Raw genomic sequence first — 19,695 nt, forward strand, 5'->3', positions numbered from 1 at the left:
GCCCGCCTCAGTCCTGCGGCAGCGACGCGTACGCCTGACGCACCACCGCGGCCAGCGTCTCGGGCTCCCACGCCCGGTCGTTGGTGCTCGCCGTGAGCGTCCCGCCATCGAGCAGCATCGTGCACTGCAGCCCGTCGTAGCGGCGCCCGCACGAGATGCGCCCGAACCGCGCCGCCTGCAGGCCCATCCGGCGGTCGAGGTCCTCGAGGTCGTCGACCTTCGCCTTCTGGGTGTGGAGCACGAGGGCACGCGCGCCCTGGGAGTCGGCATACACCCCGCGATCGACGTGGTTGTACGGCAGCGGGGACGTGTTGGCCCTCGCGTCACGGCGCAGGTCACCCACGGCGTCGGGCAGCTTCGCGATCTCGGCCTTGCGCGGCAGGGGGCCGTGGGCCACGCTCACGGCCCGGCTCGTCGACGCCTCGGTCGGCACCAGCAGGGTGGGGATCACCATCGCGACGACCGACAGCAGCGTGGTGGTCAGCAGCGCCAGACCGACCCGTTGGGTCTTCGAGGGCTCCTCCTCGACGGGGACGATGGGCGCCGGCCGCTCGGGCGCGGTGCGCCGCAGCGGCCCTTGGGCGGCGTGGGGGCGGTGCACCCTGTCTTCGGCCTCCACGACGGTCGTCCGCGGGCGGGGCTGGTCATCGGCCGAGGGCGGGCGGACGTCGCCCTCGGCCGGCGGTGAGGGCTGGGACGGCTGGTGCGGCGCGGTGTCCGGACCCCGCCAGGCGGCGGTGTTGTTCCACGCGTCGATGTTGTTCCATGCGTCCGCGGGCACGACCGGGCCGGGCCGCGCGGGCTCTCCCCCGCGCGGGCGCAGCAAAGTCTCGTCCGGGTCGTTGGTCACGTCAGCCCAGCTTCTCCAGGATCAGCTCGCGTACGCGACCCGCGTCGGCCTGGCCCCGCATCTCTTTCATGACTGCACCGATGAGGGCGCCGGCGGCCTGGACCTTGCCCGCGCGGATCTTGTCGGCGACGTCGGGGTTGGCCTCGATTGCCTTGTCGACGGCGGCCGACAGCGCGCCGTCGTCGGACACCACGGCCAGGCCCCGGGACTCGACCACCTCGGCCGGCTCGCCCTCGCCGGCGAGGACGCCCTCGATGACCTGGCGGGCGAGCTTGTCGTTGACGGTGCCGGCGTCGACCAGCTCCTGGACGCCAGCGACCTGGGCCGGAGAGATCGCGAGGCCGGCCAGCTCGACACCCTGCTCTTTGGCGCGCCGGGCCAGCTCGCCCAGCCACCACTTGCGGGCGCTCGCCGGGTTCGCCCCCGCGCGTACGGTCTGCTCGATGACGTCGAGCGCGTCGGCGTTGAGCACGTCACGCATCTCGGCCTCGGAGAAGCCCCACTCGGCGGTCACGCGGCGCAGGCGCTCGGCGGGCGGCTCGGGGAGCGTGGCGCGCAGGCCCTCGACCCACTCGGCGTCGGCGACGACAGGCACGAGGTCGGGCTCGGGGAAGTAGCGGTAGTCCTCCGCGGTCTCCTTCGAGCGCCCCGGCGTCGTGATGCCGGAGTCCTCGTGCCACATGCGGGTCTCCTGGTGGACCTTGTCACCGGCGCCGAGGATCGCCGCCTGGCGGGTGATCTCGTAGCGGACGGCGTTCTCGACCGAACGCAGCGAGTTCACGTTCTTCGTCTCGGTGCGGGTGCCCAGAGGCGCGTCGGGCGAGGGGCGCAGCGACACGTTCGCGTCGCAGCGCAGGTTGCCCTGCTCCATCCGGGCCTCCGAGACGCCCAGCGCCTTGACGATCTCCCGCAGCGCCTTCACGTACGCCCGCGCCACCTCCGGCGCCCGCTGGCCGGCGCCAGTGATGGGCCTGGTGACGATCTCGATGAGCGGGACGCCGCAGCGGTTGAAGTCCATCAGCGTGTAGTCGGCGCCCTGGATGCGGCCCGTCGCACCGCCGACGTGGTTCGACTTGCCCGTGTCCTCCTCCATGTGCGCGCGCTCGATGTCGACGCGGAAGATCGTGCCGTCGTCGAGCTCCACGTCGAGGTGGCCGTCGAACGCGATCGGCTCGTCGTACTGCGAGATCTGGTAGTTCTTCGGCATGTCCGGGTAGAAGTAGTTCTTCCGGGCGAAGCGGCACTCGGGTGCGATCGAGCAGCCCAACGCGAGGCCGATGCGGATGGCCGACTCGATGGCCGTGCCGTTGACCGTCGGCATGGCCCCGGGCAGGCCGAGGCAGACGGGGCACGTCTGGGTGTTCGGCGCGGCCCCGAACGCGGTCGAGCAGCCGCAGAACATCTTCGAGGCGGTGTTGAGCTCCACGTGGACCTCGAGGCCCATCACGGGGTCATAGGTCGCGATCGCCTGGTCGTAGTCGACGACGGGTTCGCTCATCGCTGGGCCTCCTTCACGGACGCAGTCGGCACGGACGCCGACGGCGCCAGGGTTCCCGGCAGGTCGGGGATGCGGTCGAGCAACGTGCCGCCGACGCGCTCGGCGTACGCCTTCTCGAGCGCCGCACCGACGCGGTAGAGCCGGTCGTCGGCCATTGGCGGAGCCATGACGTGGAAGCCGACAGGCTGGTCGTCGTCGGGCGACAGGCCGACCGGGAACGACGCCGACGCGTTGCCGGCGAGGTTCGACGGGATGGTGCACAGGTCGTTCTTGTACATCGCGAGCGGGTCGTCGACGCGCTCACCGAGGCGGAACGCGGTGGTCGGCGTCGTCGGCGACACGAGGACGTCGGCCTTCTCGAACGCGGCGTCGAAGTCCTGCTTGATGAGCGTGCGGACCTTTTGGGCCGAGCCGTAGTAGGCGTCGTAGTAGCCCGACGACAGGGCGTACGTACCGATGATGATGCGGCGCTTGACCTCGTCGCCGAAGCCTTGGCCGCGCGTCATCGCCATGACTTCCTCGGTCGAGCGCGTGCCGTCGTCACCGACGCGCAGGCCGAAGCGCATCGCATCCATGCGGGCGAGGTTCGATGAGCACTCGGCGGGCAGGATCAGGTAATAGGCGGCCAGCGCGTATTCGAAGTGGGGGCACGAGACCTCCACGACTTCTGCGCCGAGCTCGGTGAGGAGCTCGACGGTCTCGTGGAACCGTTGCTCGACGCCGGGCGCGTACCCCTCGCCGCCGAGCTCGCGGACCACGCCGATCCGCATGCCCCGCACGTCACCGTGGCACGCCGCCTCGACCACCGGCGGGACGGGCGCGTCGATCGACGTCGAGTCGGCCGGGTCGTGGCCGCCGATGACCTCGTGGAGCAGTGCCGCATCGAGGACGTTGCGGGTGACCGGGCCCGGCTGGTCGAGCGACGAGGCCAGCGCGATCATGCCGAAGCGCGATGTGCCGCCGTAGGTGGGCTTGACCCCCACGGTGCCGGTGACGGCGCCCGGCTGGCGGATCGAGCCTCCGGTGTCGGTGCCGATGGCCAGCGGTGCCTCGAAGGCGGCGACGGCCGCGGCCGAGCCGCCGCCGGAGCCGCCCGGGATGCGGTCGAGGTCCCATGGGTTGTGGGTGGGGCCGTACGCCGAGTTCTCGGTCGAGCTGCCCATGGCGAACTCGTCCATGTTGGTCTTGCCGAGGATGACGATGTCGGCTTCCATGAGCCGCTTCGTCACCGTCGCGTCGTAGGGCGGGTGCCAGCCCTCGAGCATCTTCGAGCCGGCCGTCGTGGGCGCGCCCTGCATGGTGAAGACGTCCTTGAGCGCCAGGGGTACGCCGGCGAGCGGGCCGAGCTCCTCGCCGGCCTCGCGCTTGGCGTCGACGCAGCGGGCAGTCTCCAGCGCACGCTCGGCGTCGACGTGGAGGAACGCGTGGACCGCGCCGTCGACAGCGGCGATCTGGTCGAGAAAGGCCTGAGTGACCTCGACGGCCGTCCAGGTGCCGTCGGCGATGTTGGCCGCGATCTCGTGGGCGGCCGAGCGCAGGATGGTGGCGGTGCGGTCGCTCATGCGGACTCCCCCAGGATGCGTGGGACGCGGAAGCGCTCGTCCTCGGCCGCCGGGGCCTGGTCGAGGGCCTTCTCCGCCGGCAGCGACTCGTGGACCGCGTCGGGGCGGAACACGTTGGTCAGCGGCAGGGCGTGGGAGGTCGGCCGCACGTCGGCGGTGTCGAGCTCGGAGACCCGCGCCACCGACTCGAGGATCACCTCGAGCTGGGGGGCGAGCCTCGTGAGCTCCTCGTCGGTCAGGTCGATGCGCGCCAGCCTTCCCAGGCGGGCCACATCCTCCACGCTCAGCGCCACGGATGACTCCTCGTTCGCGATTCTCGGTCGGTTCGTGTCTCGGGGCAAGGTCCCCGCATCGTGCCCATCCTAGGGGTGTCCGCGACCTGGGCCGCTGGAATGTCGCCGCCTGGTGCGCAAAGATGTCGACGTGTTCCTGATTCGAGTGGCCCTGCCCGACCGCCCCGGCTCGCTGGGGGGCGTGGCGGCGGCCATGGGCGAGGTCGGCGCGGACATCCGTGCCGTCGAGATCGTGGGCCGTCTCGAGGACGGCCGGGTCGTCGACGACTTCATGTTCACCCTCCCCGACGGGGTGATGCCCGACAACGCCGTCAGCGCCTGCACCCAGGTCGACGGGGTCAACGTCATGTGGTGCGCGCGCTACCCGGGCGGCGGCAGCCTCGATCTCGATATCGAGGTGCTGGAGCGCATGCTCGCCGAACCCGAGAACGCCGCCGAGATCCTGTGCCAGTCGGCGCCATCGGTCTTCCACTGCCACTGGGCCGTGCTGCTCAACAAGAAGGAGCGGCGTACGCTGCACGCGACCCCGCTCGCGCCCGACCTGTCCCCTGAGGAGATCGACGCGATCGGCCCATTCGACTTCACGCGCACGGCCGAGCTCGAGAAGGGCTGGGTGCCGGAGTGGCCCGAGACCATCCTCGTCGCCACACCCGTACGCGGCGGCCGCGCCCTCCTGCTGGGCCGAAACGGTGGGCCCACGTTCCTCGCCTCGGAGGTCGCACGCCTGCGTCACCTGGCGGCGCTCGTGCCCGTCGGCTGACCCCGCTCAGCCCAGCCGCAACCAGAAGTAGCGCCAGGCCACGCCGACTACGACCAGTGCCACCACGAACAGCACCGGGACTACCCACCGCTGACGCCGCTTGGCCCGCGTCGAGACGACCTCGTCGGGGCCCCAGTCGCCGAGCACCGGGACCGCGCGGGGCGGCACCGTGCCGTTGAGATCGAGGTCGGAGACCATCCCCTTCCTCGGCTCCTCGACCGGCACCGCGGGCGCCGGCGGGGCGGGCGGCTGCGGAGGCAGCGTGGCCGGCACGGGCCCGCGGTCCCGCGGGGCCAGCGCGGTGGCCCCCGCGTACGGCGGCGGGCTCGCACCTCCCGTCTCCGGAAGGCCGCGCCGCGGCAGGTGGACGGTGCCCTGATCGGGCGCGGACGCCGATGCCTGACCCCACGCGCGCTTGCGCGGGGTGGTGTCGGCGGATTCGTCGGGTTGGGAGGTCACTCCTTTACCCTAGCCAGCGCGACCGCGGCCTCCGGCCCCTCGTCGAGGAGGACGGCGAAGCCCTCGGCGTCGAGGATGGGTCGCCGGAGGGCGACGGCCTTGTCGTATTTCGAGCCGGGCGAGTCACCCACCACGACGAAGTCTGTCTTCTTCGACACCGACGAGGCGACCTTCCCGCCGCGCGACACGATGGCCTCGGAGACACCGTCGCGCGTGTAGCCCTCGATCGAACCCGTGACGACGATCGACAGCCCGGTCAGCGTCTGCGGCACGTCGGCGGTGGTCTCCCCCGGCTCGTCGGCCATCCGGCAACCGGCGGCCTTCCAGCGGGTGACGATGTCACGGCGCCAGTCGGTGTCGAACCACTCGCGGATGGACGTGGCGATCGTGGGGCCGATGCCCTCGACCGCGGACAGCTCCTCGAAGGTGGCGGCCGCGAGCTTGTCGATGTCGGGGAACGCCGCGGCAACGTCGGGGGCGACGCCCTTGCCGACGTGGCGGATCGACAGGGCGACGAGGAACTTCGCGAACGGGCGTGTCTTGGCCTCGTCGAGGTTCTTCAGCAGTTTCGTGCCGTTGGCCGTGAGCACGCGCGGCCCGCTGCCGGCGGCCAGCTCGGCCTTCTTCGCCGTACGCGTGAACAGCTCGGTCCTGAGCAGGTCGTCCTCGGTGAGGTCGAACAGGTCGCCCTCGTCGGTGATCAACCCGGCGGCGAGGATGGCGTCGGCGGCCTGCCAGCCCAGCACCTCGATGTCGAGCCCCTGGCGCGACGCCAGGTGGAACAGCCGCTCGCGCAGCTGGCTCGGGCACGAGCGCTGGTTGGGGCAGCGGATGTCCTTCTCGCCCTCCTTCTCGGGGCGCAGCTCGGTGCCGCACGCCGGGCACGTGGTCGGCATGACGAACTCGGTCTCGGTGCCGTCGCGCAGGTCGACGACCGGGCCAAGCACCTCGGGGATGACGTCGCCCGCCTTGCGGAGCACGACGGTGTCCCCGATGAGCACGCCCTTGCGCACGACCTCGTAGGAGTTGTGGAGCGTCGCCATCGCGACGGTCGATCCGGCCACGAGCACTGGCTCCATCACCGCGTACGGCGTCACACGGCCGGTGCGGCCGACGTTGACGCGGATGTCGAGGAGCTTGGTCGTGACCTCCTCGGGCGGGTATTTATAGGCGATCGCCCAGCGTGGGGCGCGGCTGGTCGAGCCCAGGCGCTGCTGCTGGTCGCGGCGGTCGACCTTGACGACGACGCCGTCGATCTCGTGCTCGTAGTCGTGGCGGCGGGCCGCGACCTCCTCGACGAACGCCCACACCCCGGCCATGTCGTCGACCACGCGCGCATGGGCCGTCGTCGGGATGCCGAACCCCTCGAGCAGGTCGTACGCGCGGCTGAGCCGGTCGAGCTCGATGCCCTCGGTCGCGCCGATGCCGTGGGCGATGAACGCGAGCGGACGCGTCGCGGTGATGCGCGGGTCCTTCTGGCGCAGGGAGCCCGCCGCGGCGTTGCGCGGGTTGGCGAAGGGGGCCTTGCCCTGCTCGACGAGCGACTCGTTCAGCTCGCGGAAGCGCTCGATGCCGAGGAAGACCTCGCCGCGGACCTCGAGCAGCGCCGGCACGTCGCCCGCGGCGTCGTCGGAGGTGAGCTGGTTCGGGATGCCGCGGATGGTGCGCACGTTGGCCGTGACGTCTTCGCCGACGCGCCCGTCGCCGCGCGTGGCGGCGCGCGCGAGGCGTCCCTGCTCATAGACGAGGTCGACCGCCAGCCCGTCGATCTTCAGCTCGCACAGGAACCCCCCGAGGTCGTCGACCCCCTTGAGGACGCGGTCGCCCCACTTGAGCAGCTCGTCGTGGGAGAACGCGTTGTCGAGCGACTGCATCGGCTGCAGGTGTTCGACCGCCGCGAACGTCGCCGACGGGGGGCCACCGACCTGCTGGGTCGGCGAGTCGGGCGTACGCAGCCCTGGAAAGGCGTCCTCGAGGTCGTTGACCTCGCGCAGGAGCCGGTCGAACTCACCGTCGCTCATGGTCGGCGCGTCGAGCACGTGATAGCGCCAGCGCGCCTCGTTGAGGACCTCGCTGAGCTCGGCGTGGCGCTCGCGCGCCTCCTTGGTGGGCTCGGCCTGGGCGGCGGAGGTGTCGGTGGGCAGGTCCTGGTCGGTCACAGAACAAATCTAGCGAGCGTCTCCGACAGCGCCCGAACGCTCACCCGGTGAGGGACTCCGTCATGAGCCCCGCGGCCTCGCGCAGGGTGCGCAGCAGCGCCACGGTTGACCGTGGCGACCAGCCCACGAGCCCGCACGCCGGGGTCAGCCACAGCCGTTCGGTCAACGCGGCGCCGAGCTCGAGGGGGCGTACGCGGGCCAGTGCGGCATCGGCGAGGCGATCGGGGCGCGGCACCACGTCGGGGACGTGGGTGGGGGCGATGCCGAGCCACAGGTCGAGGCCGCCCTCGACCAGCGGGCCAAGCGCGTCGAGCTCGCGGCGCCCGAGGTGGCGTGCGTCGAGGGCGACGCCGCCAAAGCCCGCGCCGGCCGGGAGGCGCGGGTCGAGCCCCGGGGCGCAGCAGTGCAGGGCGACGGGCACGCCGGCGGCCTCGACCACACGGCGCAGCGTCTCGCTTGCCTCGGGCACGTCGACGCGGCGGTGCCGGGAGAACCCGCTGGCGGTGCGGACCCGGCCGTCGAGCACCGCGGGAAGCAGCGGCTCGTCGACCTGCACGACGACCTCGGCTGTGGGCAGGCGACGACCCACCTCGGCGACGAGGTCGGCAGTTCCGGCGGCCAGTGCCTCGGCGAGGTCGCGGCGAGCGCCGTGGTCGCTGACCACCTTGTCGCCCCTGGGCTTCTCGACGAGCGCGGCCAGGGTCCAGGGGCCGGCGAGCTGCAGCTTCAGAGGCCCGGCGTACGCGTGGCCCTCCTCCTCGAGCAGGTCGAGGTCGCGGCGCAGGTCGGTGCGGGCGCGGCGGGCGTCGGCGCCAGGGGCGTCGGTGAGCCGCCAGCCGGCGGGCTGCAGGTCGAGGGACACGCCTTCGAGCAGCGCCCCGGTGCGGCCAACGAGCTGGGAGCCGACGCCGCGGGCGGGCAGCTCGACGAGCCACGGCAGGTCGAACCCCTCCCCCAGCACCATGCGCTGGGTGGCGGCGAATTCGGTGCCCGGCATGGAGCCCAGCCCGGTGACGCGTACGCCGCTCACGCGGTCGCCCTCGCGGGGGTGGTGACGGAGATGGTCGCCGAGCCGACGACGCGGTCGCCGTCGTACAGGACGACCGCCTGCCCGGGCGCGATGCCGCTCGCGGGCTCGTCCAGCTCGACGACGACCCCCTCGTCGGTCGTGGTGACGCGTGCGGGCATCGGGGCGCCGTGGGCGCGGACCTGGGCGTACGCCTCCCACGTGCCGTCGACGCGCACACCCGCCCACGTGGGCCGGATCGCGGTGAGGGTGGCGACGCGCAGCGACTCCTTGGGGCCGACGGTGACGCGGTTGGTGACGGGCTCGACGGAGAGGACGAAGCGGGGGCGTCCGTCCGCGGCGGGCGTGCCCAGGCGCAGCCCGCGGCGCTGCCCGACCGTGAAGTGGTGGGTGCCTTCGTGGGCACCGACCTCGGCGCCGGACTCGTCGACGATCGCGCCCGGACGCCGGCCCAGCCGACGATCGAGGAACCCAGCGGTGTCGCCGTCGGGGATGAAGCAGATGTCGTGGGAGTCGGGCTTGGCGGCGACCGCCAGACCGCGGCGGTTGGCCTCGACGCGGACGTCGGGCTTGGTCGTGTCGCCCAACGGGAAAGCGCTGTGGCGGAGCTGGTCGTGGTCGAGCACGCCCAGCACGTAGGACTGATCCTTGGCCGGGTCGACCGCACGGCGCAGCTCGACCGTGCCATCGGCGGTGGTCGTCAGCTGCGCGTAGTGACCCGTGGCGACGAGGTCGAAGCCCAGCGCCATGCCGCGCTCGAGGACGGCGGCGAACTTGATCTTCTCGTTGCAGCGCAGGCAGGGGTTGGGTGTGCGGCCGGCCGCGTACTCGGTGACGAAGTCGTCGATGACGTCCTCGACGAAGCGGTCGGACAGGTCCCAGACATAGAACGGGATGCCCAGCCGGTCGGCGGCGCGGCGCGCGTCGTGGGCGTCCTCCTTGGAGCAGCAGCCGCGGGCACCCGAACGGAACGACTGCGGGTTCTTCGACAGCGCGAGGTGGACGCCGGTGACGTCGTGGCCGGCGTCGACCATCCGCGCCGCGGCGACGGCGGAGTCGACGCCGCCGGACATGGCTGCGAGTACGCGCACGGTGCTCCTTCAGGACGGTCGGTGGTCGCTGGCCCAGTCTAGGCGCCGTAGGCGGTGCGCGCCCGCGCGACGGCGTCGGGCAGGGCCGCGACGAGGCGGTCGATGTCGGCGTCGGTCGTCGACCAGCCGAGCGACAGGCGGATCGCCTGCGACGCCTCGGCCTCGGTGCGTCCCATCGCGAGCAGCACCTCGCTGGGCTGGTGGACGCCCGCGGTGCAGGCCGAGCCCGTCGAGCAGTCGATGCCCGCCGCGTCGAGCAGCATGAGCACGTCGTCGGCGCGGGTGCGGTCGATGCCGATGTTCACGATCCCAGGGCTCCCGGGCGCGCCGTTCACGCGCGTCCCGTCGACCCGCCCGGCGGCCTCGACGATGCGCGCACGCAGGGCACCCAGGCGGCCGGCCTCGGCCTCCCGGTCGCGCACGGCGCGGCGTACGGCGGCGGCGAACCCGGCCGCCAGCGCGGGCGCGACCGTGCCCGAGCGGAGGTCACGCTCCTGTCCCCCGCCGTACGCGAACGCGCGCAGCGGCAGCCCCCGGCGTACGACAAGCGCGCCGATGCCGACCGGTCCCCCGACCTTGTGGGCCGACACGCCCATCAGGTCGAGGGCGAGGTCGCGGAACGACAGCGGCACGTGGCCGAGAGCCTGCACGGCGTCGGAGTGGGCCCAGGCGCCGGCCGCGCGTGCCCGGTCGACGATCGTGGCGATGTCCTGGGCCGTGCCCGTCTCGTTGTTGACCCCCATGACCGACACGATCATGGTCGGCGTACGCAGGGCCTCGTCGAGCGCGTCCAGGTCGAGCACGCCGTCGGCATCGACGCCGACCACGTGCGCGTCGGCCCCCCGACGGCCGAGCGCAACGACGGTCTCGGCGACGGCCGGGTGTTCCACCGCGGACGTGACGACGCGGTCACGCTGTCCGATCACGCCGCGGGGACGGGCCAGCCACGCGCCCTGCAGCGCGAGGTTGTCGGCCTCCGTGCCGCCGGAGGTCATCACCACCTCGACCGGGTCGCAGCCCAGGTCGGCGGCCAGCGACTCGCGCGCGTCCTCGACCACGGCGCGGGCCCGGCGACCGGAGGCGTGCAGCGACGAGGCGTTGCCGGGCAGCCCCAGTTCGGCCGCCATCGCCTCGACGGCCTCGGGGACCATCGGCGAGGATGCCGCGTGGTCGAGGTAGCAGCGCATCAGTACAGCGACGCGGCCAGCCGCCCCGGCAGGGCCTCGTCATAGGCGCGGCCCTCCTCGGCGGTGAACCCGTCGAGCTCGGCCACGATCTGGCCGGGCTTCGGCAGGGACGCACGATCGACCTGGGCGGCCGGGTCCCACAGGTGGGAGCGCAGGATCGCCCGCGAGCACTGGAAGAACACGCGCTCGACGTGGATGACGAGCACGGCCGCCGGCTGCTTGCCCTTGACCGCGTGGGCCGCGAGCAGCTCGGGATCGACGGAGATCTCGGCGGTGCCGCGCACCCGGATGCACTCGCCGACGCCCGGGATGAGGAAGATCAGGCCGATGCGCGGGTCGACGAGCAGGTTGCGCAGTGTGTCGATGCGGTTGTTGCCGCGCCGGTCAGCCATCTCGAGGGTGTGCTCGTCGCGTACGCGCACGAAGCCCGGCTCGTCACCGCGCGGGGAGCAGTCGATGGAGCCCTCGTGGGTGGTCGACACGACACAGAAGGGCGAGGCGCCGATCAGCTCCGCGTACGCGGGGGTGAGGCGGTCGGCCTCCTTGGCCAGCGAAGCACCGGCCGGGCGCGTCGGGTAAGCCTCGAGGAGCTGATCGAGGGTGGTCACGAGGTGGTCGGTCATCGCGCTCTCCTGATCGACGGATGTGCTGCGCAACCTACTCCCGGCCACCGAAGACCACAAGGCCGCAGCCCACGGCGGCGCACCGGTCGCCGACCGGGTCCAGCCCACCGTCGTCGTCGAAGGGACGACGACGGCCCCGCCTCCGCGCTGAGGCGGGGACGGGGCCGGCGTACGCGGTCCTGCGTTATTTCTTGACCTGCTCCGTGACGGCCGGGAGCACGGTGTGGAGGTCGCCCACCACGCCGAGGTCAACCAGCTCGAAGATCGGCGCCTCGTCGTCCTTGTTGACCGCGACGATGGCCTTCGAGGTCTGCATGCCGGCGCGGTGCTGGATGGCACCGGAGATGCCGGCGGCGATGTAGAGCTGCGGCGAGACGGTCTTGCCGGTCTGGCCCACCTGGTAGGCGTGCGGGTACCAGCCCGAGTCGACCGCCGCGCGCGAGGCGCCCACGGCACCCCCGAGCGCATCGGCCAGGTTCTCGACGGCGGAGAAGTCGCCGTTGGTGCCACGGCCACCGGAGACGACGATGGCCGCCTCGGTGAGCTCGGGGCGACCCGAGGCCTGCTTCTCCTTCGACTCGGCGACGCGCGCGTTCTTGGCCGCGTCCGAGACCTCGATCTCGACCGGCTGGACGGCACCGCCTGCGGGGGCTGCCTCGGGGGCGCACGAGTTCGGCTTCACCGTGACGACGGGGATGCCACGGGTGACCTGGGCCCCGACGGTCCAGTTGCCGGCGAACACCGACTGGACGGTGCCCTCGGCGGTGACGTCGACGGCATCGGTGATCAGGCCGGAGTCGAGCTTGACCGCGACCCGGGCCGCGACCTCCTTCGACTCCATGTTCGAGGCGAACAGGACGGCCGTGGCCTCAAGGGCCTGGGCGACCTGGGCGACGGCCTCGGCCTTGGGCGCCACGAGATATTCGTCGAAGGCCGGGTCCTGCAGCTCGATGACCATGGCTGCGCCGTACTCACCCAGCACCGGGCCGACCTCGGCGGCGGGGCCGAAGACGACGGCCATCGGGTCACCCAGACGGCGGGCGAGGGTCATGACCTCCAGCGTGGGCTTGGTGACCTCGCCGTCGACGACCTCAGCGACTACAACAACGTTCGACATGTCAGTTCCTCCTGGGTCCGTCGCGATCAGATGTACTTGCCGGCGGTGAGGAACTCGACCAGCGCGTCGGCGCCCGAGCCGTCCTCGTCCGTGACGACCTTGCCGGCCTCCTTGGGCGGACGCGGCGTCGTGTCGACGACCTTGGTCGCCGCGGCACCGAGGCCGACCTCGGAGGCGTCGACGCCCAGGTCGGCGAGCGACCAGGTCTCGACCGGCTTCTTCTTGGCCGCGACGATGCCCTTCATCGTCGGGTAGCGGGCCTCGCCGGACTGGTCGGTCACCGAGACGACGGCGGGCAGCGAGGCCTCGATCGTCTGGGACGCGACGTCCCCGTCACGGCGGATGGAGACCGAGCCGTCGGTGACCTTGAGGTCGACACCGAAGGTGACGCCCGGCCAGCCGAGACGCTCGGCAAGCATCGCCGGGAGGACGCCCATGGCGCCGTCGGTCGACGCCATGCCGCAGAGCACGAGGTCGGGCGCGATCTTCTCGATGGCGGCGGCGAGGACCTTGGAGGACGCCAGCGCGTCGGAACCGGCGATGGCCTCGTCGTTGATGTGGATGGCCGACGAGGCGCCCATCTGGAGCGCCTTCTTCAGCGCTCCGGCGGCGTCGTCGGGGCCCATCGTCACGGCGACGACCTCGACGTCCGAGCCCGCCTCGGCGACCTGCAGGGCCTGCTCGACGGCGTACTCGTCCAGTTCCGACAGGATGCCGTCGGCCGCGTCGCGGTCAACGGTGCCGTCGTCGCTGAATCCGCGGTCGCCCGTTGCATCGGGCACGTGCTTGACCAGGGCTGCGATCTTCATCTCTCTCCACTCTGAAGGGGGCGCGGGAAACCAATATTACCCACGAGTAACAGCAGGGTGTCTACCCGCCCAGCCTAGACGCTGGGCGCGTGGTTCGGGGCGCTGTTCAGCGACCGGTGAAAGTCGGCTTCTCCTTGTTGGCGAAGGCACGCATGCCGCGGTCCTTGTCCTCGGAGTCGAACAGCCCGGCGAAGTATGAGCGCTCGAGCGCGAGACCCGACTCGAGGCTGCCGTCGAGACCGGCGTCGACCAGTTCCTTGCACGCGGCGATCGCGCGCGCCGGCCCGCCGACGAACTGGGCAGCCCAGTTCTTCGCCGCATCCTGGACCTCGGCCGCGGGGACGACCTGGTCGACCATGCCGATGCGCAGTGCCTCCTCGGCGCCGACCATTCGGCCAGTGAACAGCAGCTCCTTGGCGCGGGACGGGCCCACCAGACGCGGGAGGCGCTGCGAGCCACCGAGGCCGGGCACGACCCCGAGCGTCGTCTCGGGCTGACCGACCTTCGCGTCGTCGGCACAGATGCGCCAGTCGGCGCACATGGCGAGCTCGAAGCCGCCGCCCAGCGCGTACCCGTTGATGGCGGCGACGACAGGCTTGGGCAGATGGGCGAGGTCTTCGAACGCCGCATGGATCTCTCGGCCGATCCGGGCCATGTCGGCACCGCTGTAGTCGATCATCTCCTTGATGTCGGCGCCGGCGGCGAAGACCTTCTCGCCACCGGTCACGACGACGGCGGCCACCTCGTCGTTCTGGGCGAGCCACCGGGCCGCGTGGCCGATGGCCAGCTGGATCTCGGTGTTCAGGGGGTTCATCTTCGGCTTGTCGATGCGGATGGTGCCGACGCCGTCGGCCACCTCCACGAGGACGTGGTCGGACCCGGACTCGATGGTGTTCTCAGCCATGAGCCGACTCTAGCGGCCTACGCCACGACGCGCCGGGCGAGTCGTGGATTGTCCGGGCGTGGGGCACAATGGAGCGCTGCCCGACGACGCCGATGGGTACGTCCGGCAACAAGGACCCCACACTGGAGGAGACACATGACGCAGGCCCTGCCCGCACCGATCGATTCGACCGTACTGGGGGCACGTCTCGAGGAAGGCGGATGCCGCTTCGCCCTGTGGGCACCCCGCGCGAACCGCGTCGAGCTCGCGCTCGTCGCCGAGGACCGCTCCCAGCACAACGTGGACATGGTCCGCTCCGACGCCGACGGCGTGTGGACCGTCTTCGTGGAGGGCGTCGAGGCCGAGCAGCGCTACGGCTTCCGCGTCCACGGCGAGTGGGACCCCACCAACGGTGCCCGCTTCAACCCGGCCCGCCTCCTCCTCGACCCCTACGCCCGAGCCATCACCGCCGGGGTCGACTACAACGGCCCGATCCTCGACCACCCCGCCGACGACTACTACGAGCTCGACCCGACCGACTCGTTCGAGGCTGTGCCGCTGTCGGTCGTCGTCGCCGACACTCCCCCGCCGACGCCGATCGCCCACCGCACCCCGATGGCCCAATCGGTCATCTACGAGACCCACCTCAAGGGCTACACGCAGCTCCACCCGTCGGTCCCCGAGCACCTGCGCGGCACGTACGCGGGCATGGCGTACCCCGCCGTGATCGAACACCTGAAGTCGATCGGCGTGACCGCCGTCGAGCTGCTCCCCTGCCATCACTTCGTCTCCGAGCCGTTCATCGTGGGCCGCGGCCTGTCGAACTACTGGGGCTACAACTCGCTCGGCTTCTTCGCGCCGCACGCGGCGTACTGCTCGGTCGGCACGCTTGGCCAGCAGGTCGCCGAGTGGAAGGAGATGGTCTCCGCGCTGCACGAGGCCGGCATCGAGGTCATCCTCGACGTCGTCTACAACCACACCGGCGAGGGCGGCCACGAAGGCCCGACGCTGTCGTTCCGCGGCATCGACCACGGCGGTTACTACCGCCTCACCGAAGACCTGCGCAACGACTACGACGTCACTGGCTGTGGAAACTCGGTCGACACCTCCCGCGCCGGGGTCCTCGACATGATCCTCGACTCGATGCGCTACTGGGTGACCGAGATGGGCGTCGACGGCTTCCGTTTCGACCTCGCCTCCGAGCTCATCCGCGACGAGCTCCACCACGTCGACCAGAACCATGAGTTCAAGCGTCGCGTCGCCGCCGACCCCGCCTTCGAGGGCATCAAGATGATCGCCGAGCCCTGGGACATGGGCCCCTATGGCTACCAGGTCGGCAACTGGGGCCACGGCTGGAGCGAGTGGAACGACCGGTTCCGCAACTTCATGCGCGACTTCTGGCGCGGCCAGGTCAGCGGCGTCCAGGAGCTCGCCGCCCGCCTCGCCGGCTCGCCCGACATCTTCGACCACGACGGCCGCCCGCTGACGAGCTCGGTCAACTTCATCACCGCCCACGACGGCTTCACGCTGCGCGACCTCGTCACCTACAACGGCAAGCACAACGAGGCCAACGGCGAGGACAACCGCGACGGCGCCGACGACAACCGCTCCTGGAACTGCGGCGTCGAGGGTGAGACGGACGACCCCGGCATCAACGCGCTGCGCCACCGCCAGGTCAAGAACATGATGGCGACGCTGCTGCTGTCGACCGGCGTCCCCATGATCACCGCGGGTGACGAGATGGGGCGTACGCAGGGCGGCAACAACAACGCCTACTGTCAGGACACGCCGATCTCCTGGGTCCACTGGGACACGCAGGAGACCTGGGGCGACCTGATGGGCATGACCAGAGAGATCCTCCGCCTGCGTGGCGAGTTCCCCGTGCTGCGCTCGGAGAGGTTCCGCTACCACCAGGAGGTCACTGACGCCGCCGGCAACGGCCTCGGCCGTGTCGACCTCACCTGGTTCGACCACACCGGTGGCGAGATGGGCGAGGACGACTGGCACGACGGCGGCCGCCGCACCCTCGGCATGTATTCCTCCGACGCGACCACCGCCTTCCTGGCCTGGTTCCACGCCGGCGACTACCCGATCGAGGCCGAGCTCCCGTCCGCCCCCTGGGCGAAGTCGTGGCGCGTCGTCGTCCACTCCGGCTTCGACGGTGAGTTCCCGCCGGCCGACCAGGTCCTCGAGGCCGGCTCGATGCTCCACATCCCCGGCCGCACCGTCGTCCTGCTGCAGGCCGAGGTCGAGACCGGTGTCACGGAGCCTCCCGCCGGCAGCCCGAACCTGGCGACCACCGCCGAGCTCGACCTCGACGAGGCGGCGCGCGCCCAAGGTGGCGTACGTCCCGTCGACGAGGACCACGACGCCCAGGTCGCCGCAGAAATGGAGACCCAGCAGCTCGAGGGCTGATCGACCACGGGCGACGCCCGGCGGGGAGTCTTGCCCGGGGTGGTGGACGTGGTCAGCACGCTCCTCGCCACGGCCGCGGGCAGCCTCGCGCGCATGCGGTGGCGTACGCCTTCACGCGGCACACCCCGCGCCCGACGAGCCAAGCCATCAGGGAACGGCAGGAGTGGCTTCCCAGCCCCAGCGGACGCGATCGCTGCGCTCGGGATCGGGAAGCTGTGGCATGTGGTGCTCGAGCCGCACGAGGTCGAGCAGATCGAGCTCCAGCTCGCCGGCACCGTACGGAGAATAGATCGGTACGCGGCGACGCGCGGCGTTGTCGAGCACGCCGGAGAAGGGACCGCCGTGCCGCGGCCGATACCCGACGTTGCCCGTGTCGGCGCTGTTGGAGACCACCCAGTCCGCCGGCTGGGCGCGCCCGTCGACGAGCGTGGGCTGCCCCCAGCACGGGAAGAAGTACGCCAGGTTCCAGGCGACTGCCATGCGCCCCGACCCGACGAGCTCCTGCACAGGGACGGTCCCCGTCGGCACCCGAGGCCGGCTGACCGCGAACTCGACGGGTCGGCCATACAGGTCGGTGCCGTCCCGACCATCCCCTTCGGCGACGACGCGGACCTGCTGGGCGCCACGGAGGTTCCAGGCCCGCACGTCGACGAACGCGCTCCCGTCCACGGTCTTGTCCGTCGCCTGCGGCTCGACGCTCCCGCCATCGGAGAACTCGACCCGTACGCGATGCCGCGCGTCGATCCCCTGGACGGCGACCACGACCGGCAGCTCGCCGGCCCGTGCAGGCTCGGGGAGGTCATACCAGGGTGTGATCAGCGACCGCTGCTCACGAGCGATCCACATGCCCAGCCCGAACGGACCGCCGGGACCGAACTGCTCCTCGTCACCGGCGGCCGGTCGGAGCGCCCCGGCCAACGGGTCGACCTCGGCAAGGAGCGTCCTTTCCAGGAAGCAACCACGGCCCTGAATTGCGTCCCAGCTCGCCGCGGCCAGCGAGTATCCGGGGGCACGCCGCATCGGCGCAGCAGCGAAGTCCGCGAACGAGGCCGCGGTGACGATCGCGAGGACCCCAGCCATCCCTGTCGCGATCATCTGGCGCCGTCCGGTCCGTACGCCCACCCCGACAGCCACGGCGACGGCCACCGCGAACCCGCACACCAGCCAGGCGACCGGAACACCACCGACACTCAGGCGCGTTCCATCGAAGTACACGCCCACGGTCCCCAGCGCCCACCAGTTGTCGGGCACGCGCAGCGACAGCCCGTACGCAGCGACGATCGTCCCCACCACCACGGCCGACGAAACCGCCCCCGCAAACCGGCGTACCCCCTCGACCACGACGGCCAGAGCCAGCGGGCCGAGCAGCAGCAGGGCGCCGAAGTGGTGGGCGAGCTTCGTGGGGCTGAGCATCAGGGCCACGGCGAGGACGGCCGCCGAACCGACGAGATCGACCAGCGCTGGCCCCTTGAGCCGCCCCCGAGTGCCACGTACAAGCACCGCTCCGGCGAACACGACGGCGACGAAGGCGACATAGGTGACCAGCTGCTTGTCCTGGAACGATTCGACAAGCCGCACGTAGCGCAGGGGGTCCGACCAGAACGGGAACACGGGCCCGTAGGCGTTCCGTGCCTCGTTGGCGGCCATCACCGAGGCCAGCGTCTGGTCACTGAACATCGCAAGCACGACCGAGCCGAACGTGGCAAGCAGTGCGGCACCTGCGGGCAGCCTGATCGCGCGCTCCCCCAGGAACCGCCAGATCGACGGCCCACGCACGATGAACGGTGCCACGGCGACGATGCCGGTGGGCCCGGTGCCGGCGGTCCAGCCGGCCACGAGGGCGGCGATCAGCAGCGGCCTCACCGACCGCCGTTCGAGCGCGTCGGCGACGAGCCAGGTCACCACGCCCAGGCCGAGCGCGAACCACACCTCGGGGCGCAAGGAGTTCGCGTACACCTGCCACAACGCCAAGAACCAGGCCGTCACGGCGACCCGTACGCCGACGCCCGGCCGGGTCATCAGCCGCGGGAGCAGGGCGTGCCGGAGCACGAGCCACGCGCTCACCGACAGCACCCACGGCAGGAGTCGCAGCCACACCGGCTCGGTGGAGAACCGGGCCCACGCGGCATACAGGACGTAGAACCAGCCGAACGGCGCCTCGGGTGCGTTGTTCCAGCGCACATAGTTGCCGACGAACCCGTTGGTCCACGACCCGCGCACGATCTGGGCGATGAACCCGTCGTCGTCGGTGCCCGCCGACGCGACCACACCGAAGGCGGTGACGGCCAGAACGACGGCGTCCTCGGTCACGGCCCGGAACCCGAGCCGGGCGGGACTGCGCGGCCGATCCACCCGCCACAGCAGCACCCAGGCCGCGATCAGGAGCACGGCCGCCGCCCACGCCGCAGCCGTCTTCAGGCCCGTCGGCGAGGAATCCCATTGCGTGTCCGGCACCACGGTGACGCGCACCGCGCCGTGGGCCGTGTCGGAGTGCAACGAGTCCACCACGGGCCGCCAGTCGCCTCCGTGCTCCGTGAGGGGTCTCCCATCGGCGGCCGCGCGGATCCCCGCGCCGGTGAGGTCGACGGTGATGGTGGTGCAGTCGGCGGGGAACGGCACCAGCACGGTGTGCAGGTTCGACCCCACCCGCAGGTCTGAGCCGAAGAAGTTGATCCTCAGTTCGCGGTAGGCCAGCTGTTCGTCCAGGCCGTTCCCGGTCCACAGCATCGTCGCTGCGCGCTGGTGGCAGTCGAGCTCGACGTGCATCGCCGCCGGCCGGTAGGGGTTCAGCGGCAGCGCCATGTGGGGATCGGCGGAGTCCCAGCGATAGGTGGCGGTGTGCTCGCGCACGGGCAGCAGCGGGTACGCCAGCATCACCAGCCCCGCGAGCAGCGCCAGCAGCCCCGCGACACGCACACCCCACACCCCGCGACGGGACGTATCGGGGACGGGGCGCGGCACG

The 19,695-nt window shown here is 71.7% G+C and carries 16 protein-coding genes; 2 read left to right on the forward strand and 14 right to left on the reverse strand.

Translation table 11 applies throughout. The features are described 5' to 3' along the window. Nucleotides 1-7: 7 nt before the first annotated feature. From ACYVGD_RS06660 to gatC, 4 genes are read right to left on the reverse strand one after another with little or no spacing between them, the layout of a single operon-like run. Nucleotides 8-850 (reverse strand): hypothetical protein, encoded by an 843-nt coding sequence (locus ACYVGD_RS06660; RefSeq protein ID WP_460742263.1) that lies wholly within the window; start codon nt 848-850, stop codon nt 8-10. 1 nt (nt 851) lies between these two features. After that, nucleotides 852-2,348, reverse strand: a complete 1,497-nt coding sequence (gene gatB / locus ACYVGD_RS06665; protein WP_460742265.1) for an Asp-tRNA(Asn)/Glu-tRNA(Gln) amidotransferase subunit GatB — start codon at nt 2,346-2,348, stop codon at nt 852-854. Then, entirely contained in the window at nt 2,345-3,910 is a 1,566-nt protein-coding gene (gene gatA, locus ACYVGD_RS06670; RefSeq protein WP_460742267.1) for an Asp-tRNA(Asn)/Glu-tRNA(Gln) amidotransferase subunit GatA, read from the reverse strand. Before gatA ends, gatB begins: the two co-directional genes overlap by 4 nt. Beyond that, complete coding sequence (gene gatC / locus ACYVGD_RS06675; RefSeq protein WP_460742269.1) at nt 3,907-4,203, reverse strand: Asp-tRNA(Asn)/Glu-tRNA(Gln) amidotransferase subunit GatC; 297 nt, start codon at nt 4,201-4,203, stop codon at nt 3,907-3,909. Before gatC ends, gatA begins: the two co-directional genes overlap by 4 nt. Before the next feature lie 130 nt (nt 4,204-4,333). Here gatC and ACYVGD_RS06680 point away from each other — a divergent pair, with 130 nt between their 5' ends. After that, a complete protein-coding gene (locus ACYVGD_RS06680) occupies nt 4,334-4,963 on the forward strand; it encodes an ACT domain-containing protein (RefSeq protein WP_460742271.1) in 630 nt (209 codons plus the stop codon). 6 nt (nt 4,964-4,969) lie between these two features. On the opposite strand, the gene ACYVGD_RS06685 is transcribed toward ACYVGD_RS06680, so the two are convergent. The 9 genes from ACYVGD_RS06685 to ACYVGD_RS06725 all read right to left on the reverse strand — a co-directional run bounded on the left by ACYVGD_RS06685 (nt 4,970) and on the right by ACYVGD_RS06725 (nt 14,339). Next, nucleotides 4,970-5,422: a hypothetical protein gene (locus tag ACYVGD_RS06685; RefSeq protein WP_460742273.1), complete on the reverse strand. Its 453-nt coding sequence runs from the start codon at nt 5,420-5,422 to the stop codon at nt 4,970-4,972. Continuing rightward, nucleotides 5,419-7,590, reverse strand: a complete 2,172-nt coding sequence (gene ligA / locus ACYVGD_RS06690; protein WP_460742479.1) for an NAD-dependent DNA ligase LigA — start codon at nt 7,588-7,590, stop codon at nt 5,419-5,421. Before ligA ends, ACYVGD_RS06685 begins: the two co-directional genes overlap by 4 nt. 31 nt (nt 7,591-7,621) lie before the next feature. Next, entirely contained in the window at nt 7,622-8,611 is a 990-nt protein-coding gene (locus ACYVGD_RS06695; RefSeq protein WP_460742275.1) for a uroporphyrinogen decarboxylase/cobalamine-independent methonine synthase family protein, read from the reverse strand. Beyond that, entirely contained in the window at nt 8,608-9,699 is a 1,092-nt protein-coding gene (gene mnmA / locus ACYVGD_RS06700; RefSeq protein WP_460742277.1) for a tRNA 2-thiouridine(34) synthase MnmA, read from the reverse strand. The genes ACYVGD_RS06695 and mnmA overlap by 4 nt, the downstream gene beginning before the upstream one ends. A 38-nt stretch (nt 9,700-9,737) precedes the next feature. Beyond that, nucleotides 9,738-10,886 (reverse strand): cysteine desulfurase family protein, encoded by a 1,149-nt coding sequence (locus tag ACYVGD_RS06705; RefSeq protein ID WP_460742279.1) that lies wholly within the window; start codon nt 10,884-10,886, stop codon nt 9,738-9,740. Beyond that, nucleotides 10,886-11,509, reverse strand: a complete 624-nt coding sequence (locus ACYVGD_RS06710; RefSeq protein ID WP_460742281.1) for a pyridoxamine 5'-phosphate oxidase family protein — start codon at nt 11,507-11,509, stop codon at nt 10,886-10,888. Before ACYVGD_RS06710 ends, ACYVGD_RS06705 begins: the two co-directional genes overlap by 1 nt. Before the next feature lie 184 nt (nt 11,510-11,693). Beyond that, entirely contained in the window at nt 11,694-12,626 is a 933-nt protein-coding gene (locus ACYVGD_RS06715) for an electron transfer flavoprotein subunit alpha/FixB family protein (protein WP_460742282.1), read from the reverse strand. 26 nt (nt 12,627-12,652) lie between these two features. Beyond that, on the reverse strand, nt 12,653-13,435 hold the full coding sequence (locus tag ACYVGD_RS06720) for an electron transfer flavoprotein subunit beta/FixA family protein (RefSeq protein ID WP_460742284.1): 783 nt from the start codon (nt 13,433-13,435) through the stop codon (nt 12,653-12,655). 106 nt (nt 13,436-13,541) lie between these two features. Further along, nucleotides 13,542-14,339, reverse strand: coding sequence for an enoyl-CoA hydratase/isomerase family protein (locus tag ACYVGD_RS06725; protein WP_460742286.1), 798 nt, complete (start codon nt 14,337-14,339; stop codon nt 13,542-13,544). Between the two features lie 135 nt (nt 14,340-14,474). On the opposite strand from ACYVGD_RS06725, the gene glgX reads away from it, so the two are divergent. After that, nucleotides 14,475-16,733 (forward strand): glycogen debranching protein GlgX, encoded by a 2,259-nt coding sequence (gene glgX / locus ACYVGD_RS06730; RefSeq protein WP_460742288.1) that lies wholly within the window; start codon nt 14,475-14,477, stop codon nt 16,731-16,733. Between the two features lie 147 nt (nt 16,734-16,880). On the opposite strand, the gene ACYVGD_RS06735 is transcribed toward glgX, so the two are convergent. Continuing rightward, entirely contained in the window at nt 16,881-19,694 is a 2,814-nt protein-coding gene (locus ACYVGD_RS06735; RefSeq protein ID WP_460742290.1) for an arabinosyltransferase domain-containing protein, read from the reverse strand. Nucleotide 19,695 lies beyond the last annotated feature (1 nt).

The sequence above is a fragment of the Mariniluteicoccus endophyticus genome, from assembly GCF_054780035.1.

What these genes read in the sequence shown, in the direction of transcription:
- ACYVGD_RS06725 (WP_460742286.1), bottom strand. Translation starts at nt 14,339, where the DNA reads ATGGCTGAGAACACCATCGAGTCCGGGTCCGACCACGTCCTCGTGGAG.
- ACYVGD_RS06705 (WP_460742279.1), bottom strand. Translation starts at nt 10,886, where the DNA reads ATGCGCTGCTACCTCGACCACGCGGCATCCTCGCCGATGGTCCCCGAG.
- ACYVGD_RS06720 (WP_460742284.1), bottom strand. Translation starts at nt 13,435, where the DNA reads ATGAAGATCGCAGCCCTGGTCAAGCACGTGCCCGATGCAACGGGCGAC.
- gatB (WP_460742265.1), bottom strand. Translation starts at nt 2,348, where the DNA reads ATGAGCGAACCCGTCGTCGACTACGACCAGGCGATCGCGACCTATGAC.
- ACYVGD_RS06710 (WP_460742281.1), bottom strand. Translation starts at nt 11,509, where the DNA reads ATGACCGACCACCTCGTGACCACCCTCGATCAGCTCCTCGAGGCTTAC.
- ACYVGD_RS06715 (WP_460742282.1), bottom strand. Translation starts at nt 12,626, where the DNA reads ATGTCGAACGTTGTTGTAGTCGCTGAGGTCGTCGACGGCGAGGTCACC.
- glgX (WP_460742288.1), top strand. Translation starts at nt 14,475, where the DNA reads ATGACGCAGGCCCTGCCCGCACCGATCGATTCGACCGTACTGGGGGCA.
- gatA (WP_460742267.1), bottom strand. Translation starts at nt 3,910, where the DNA reads ATGAGCGACCGCACCGCCACCATCCTGCGCTCGGCCGCCCACGAGATC.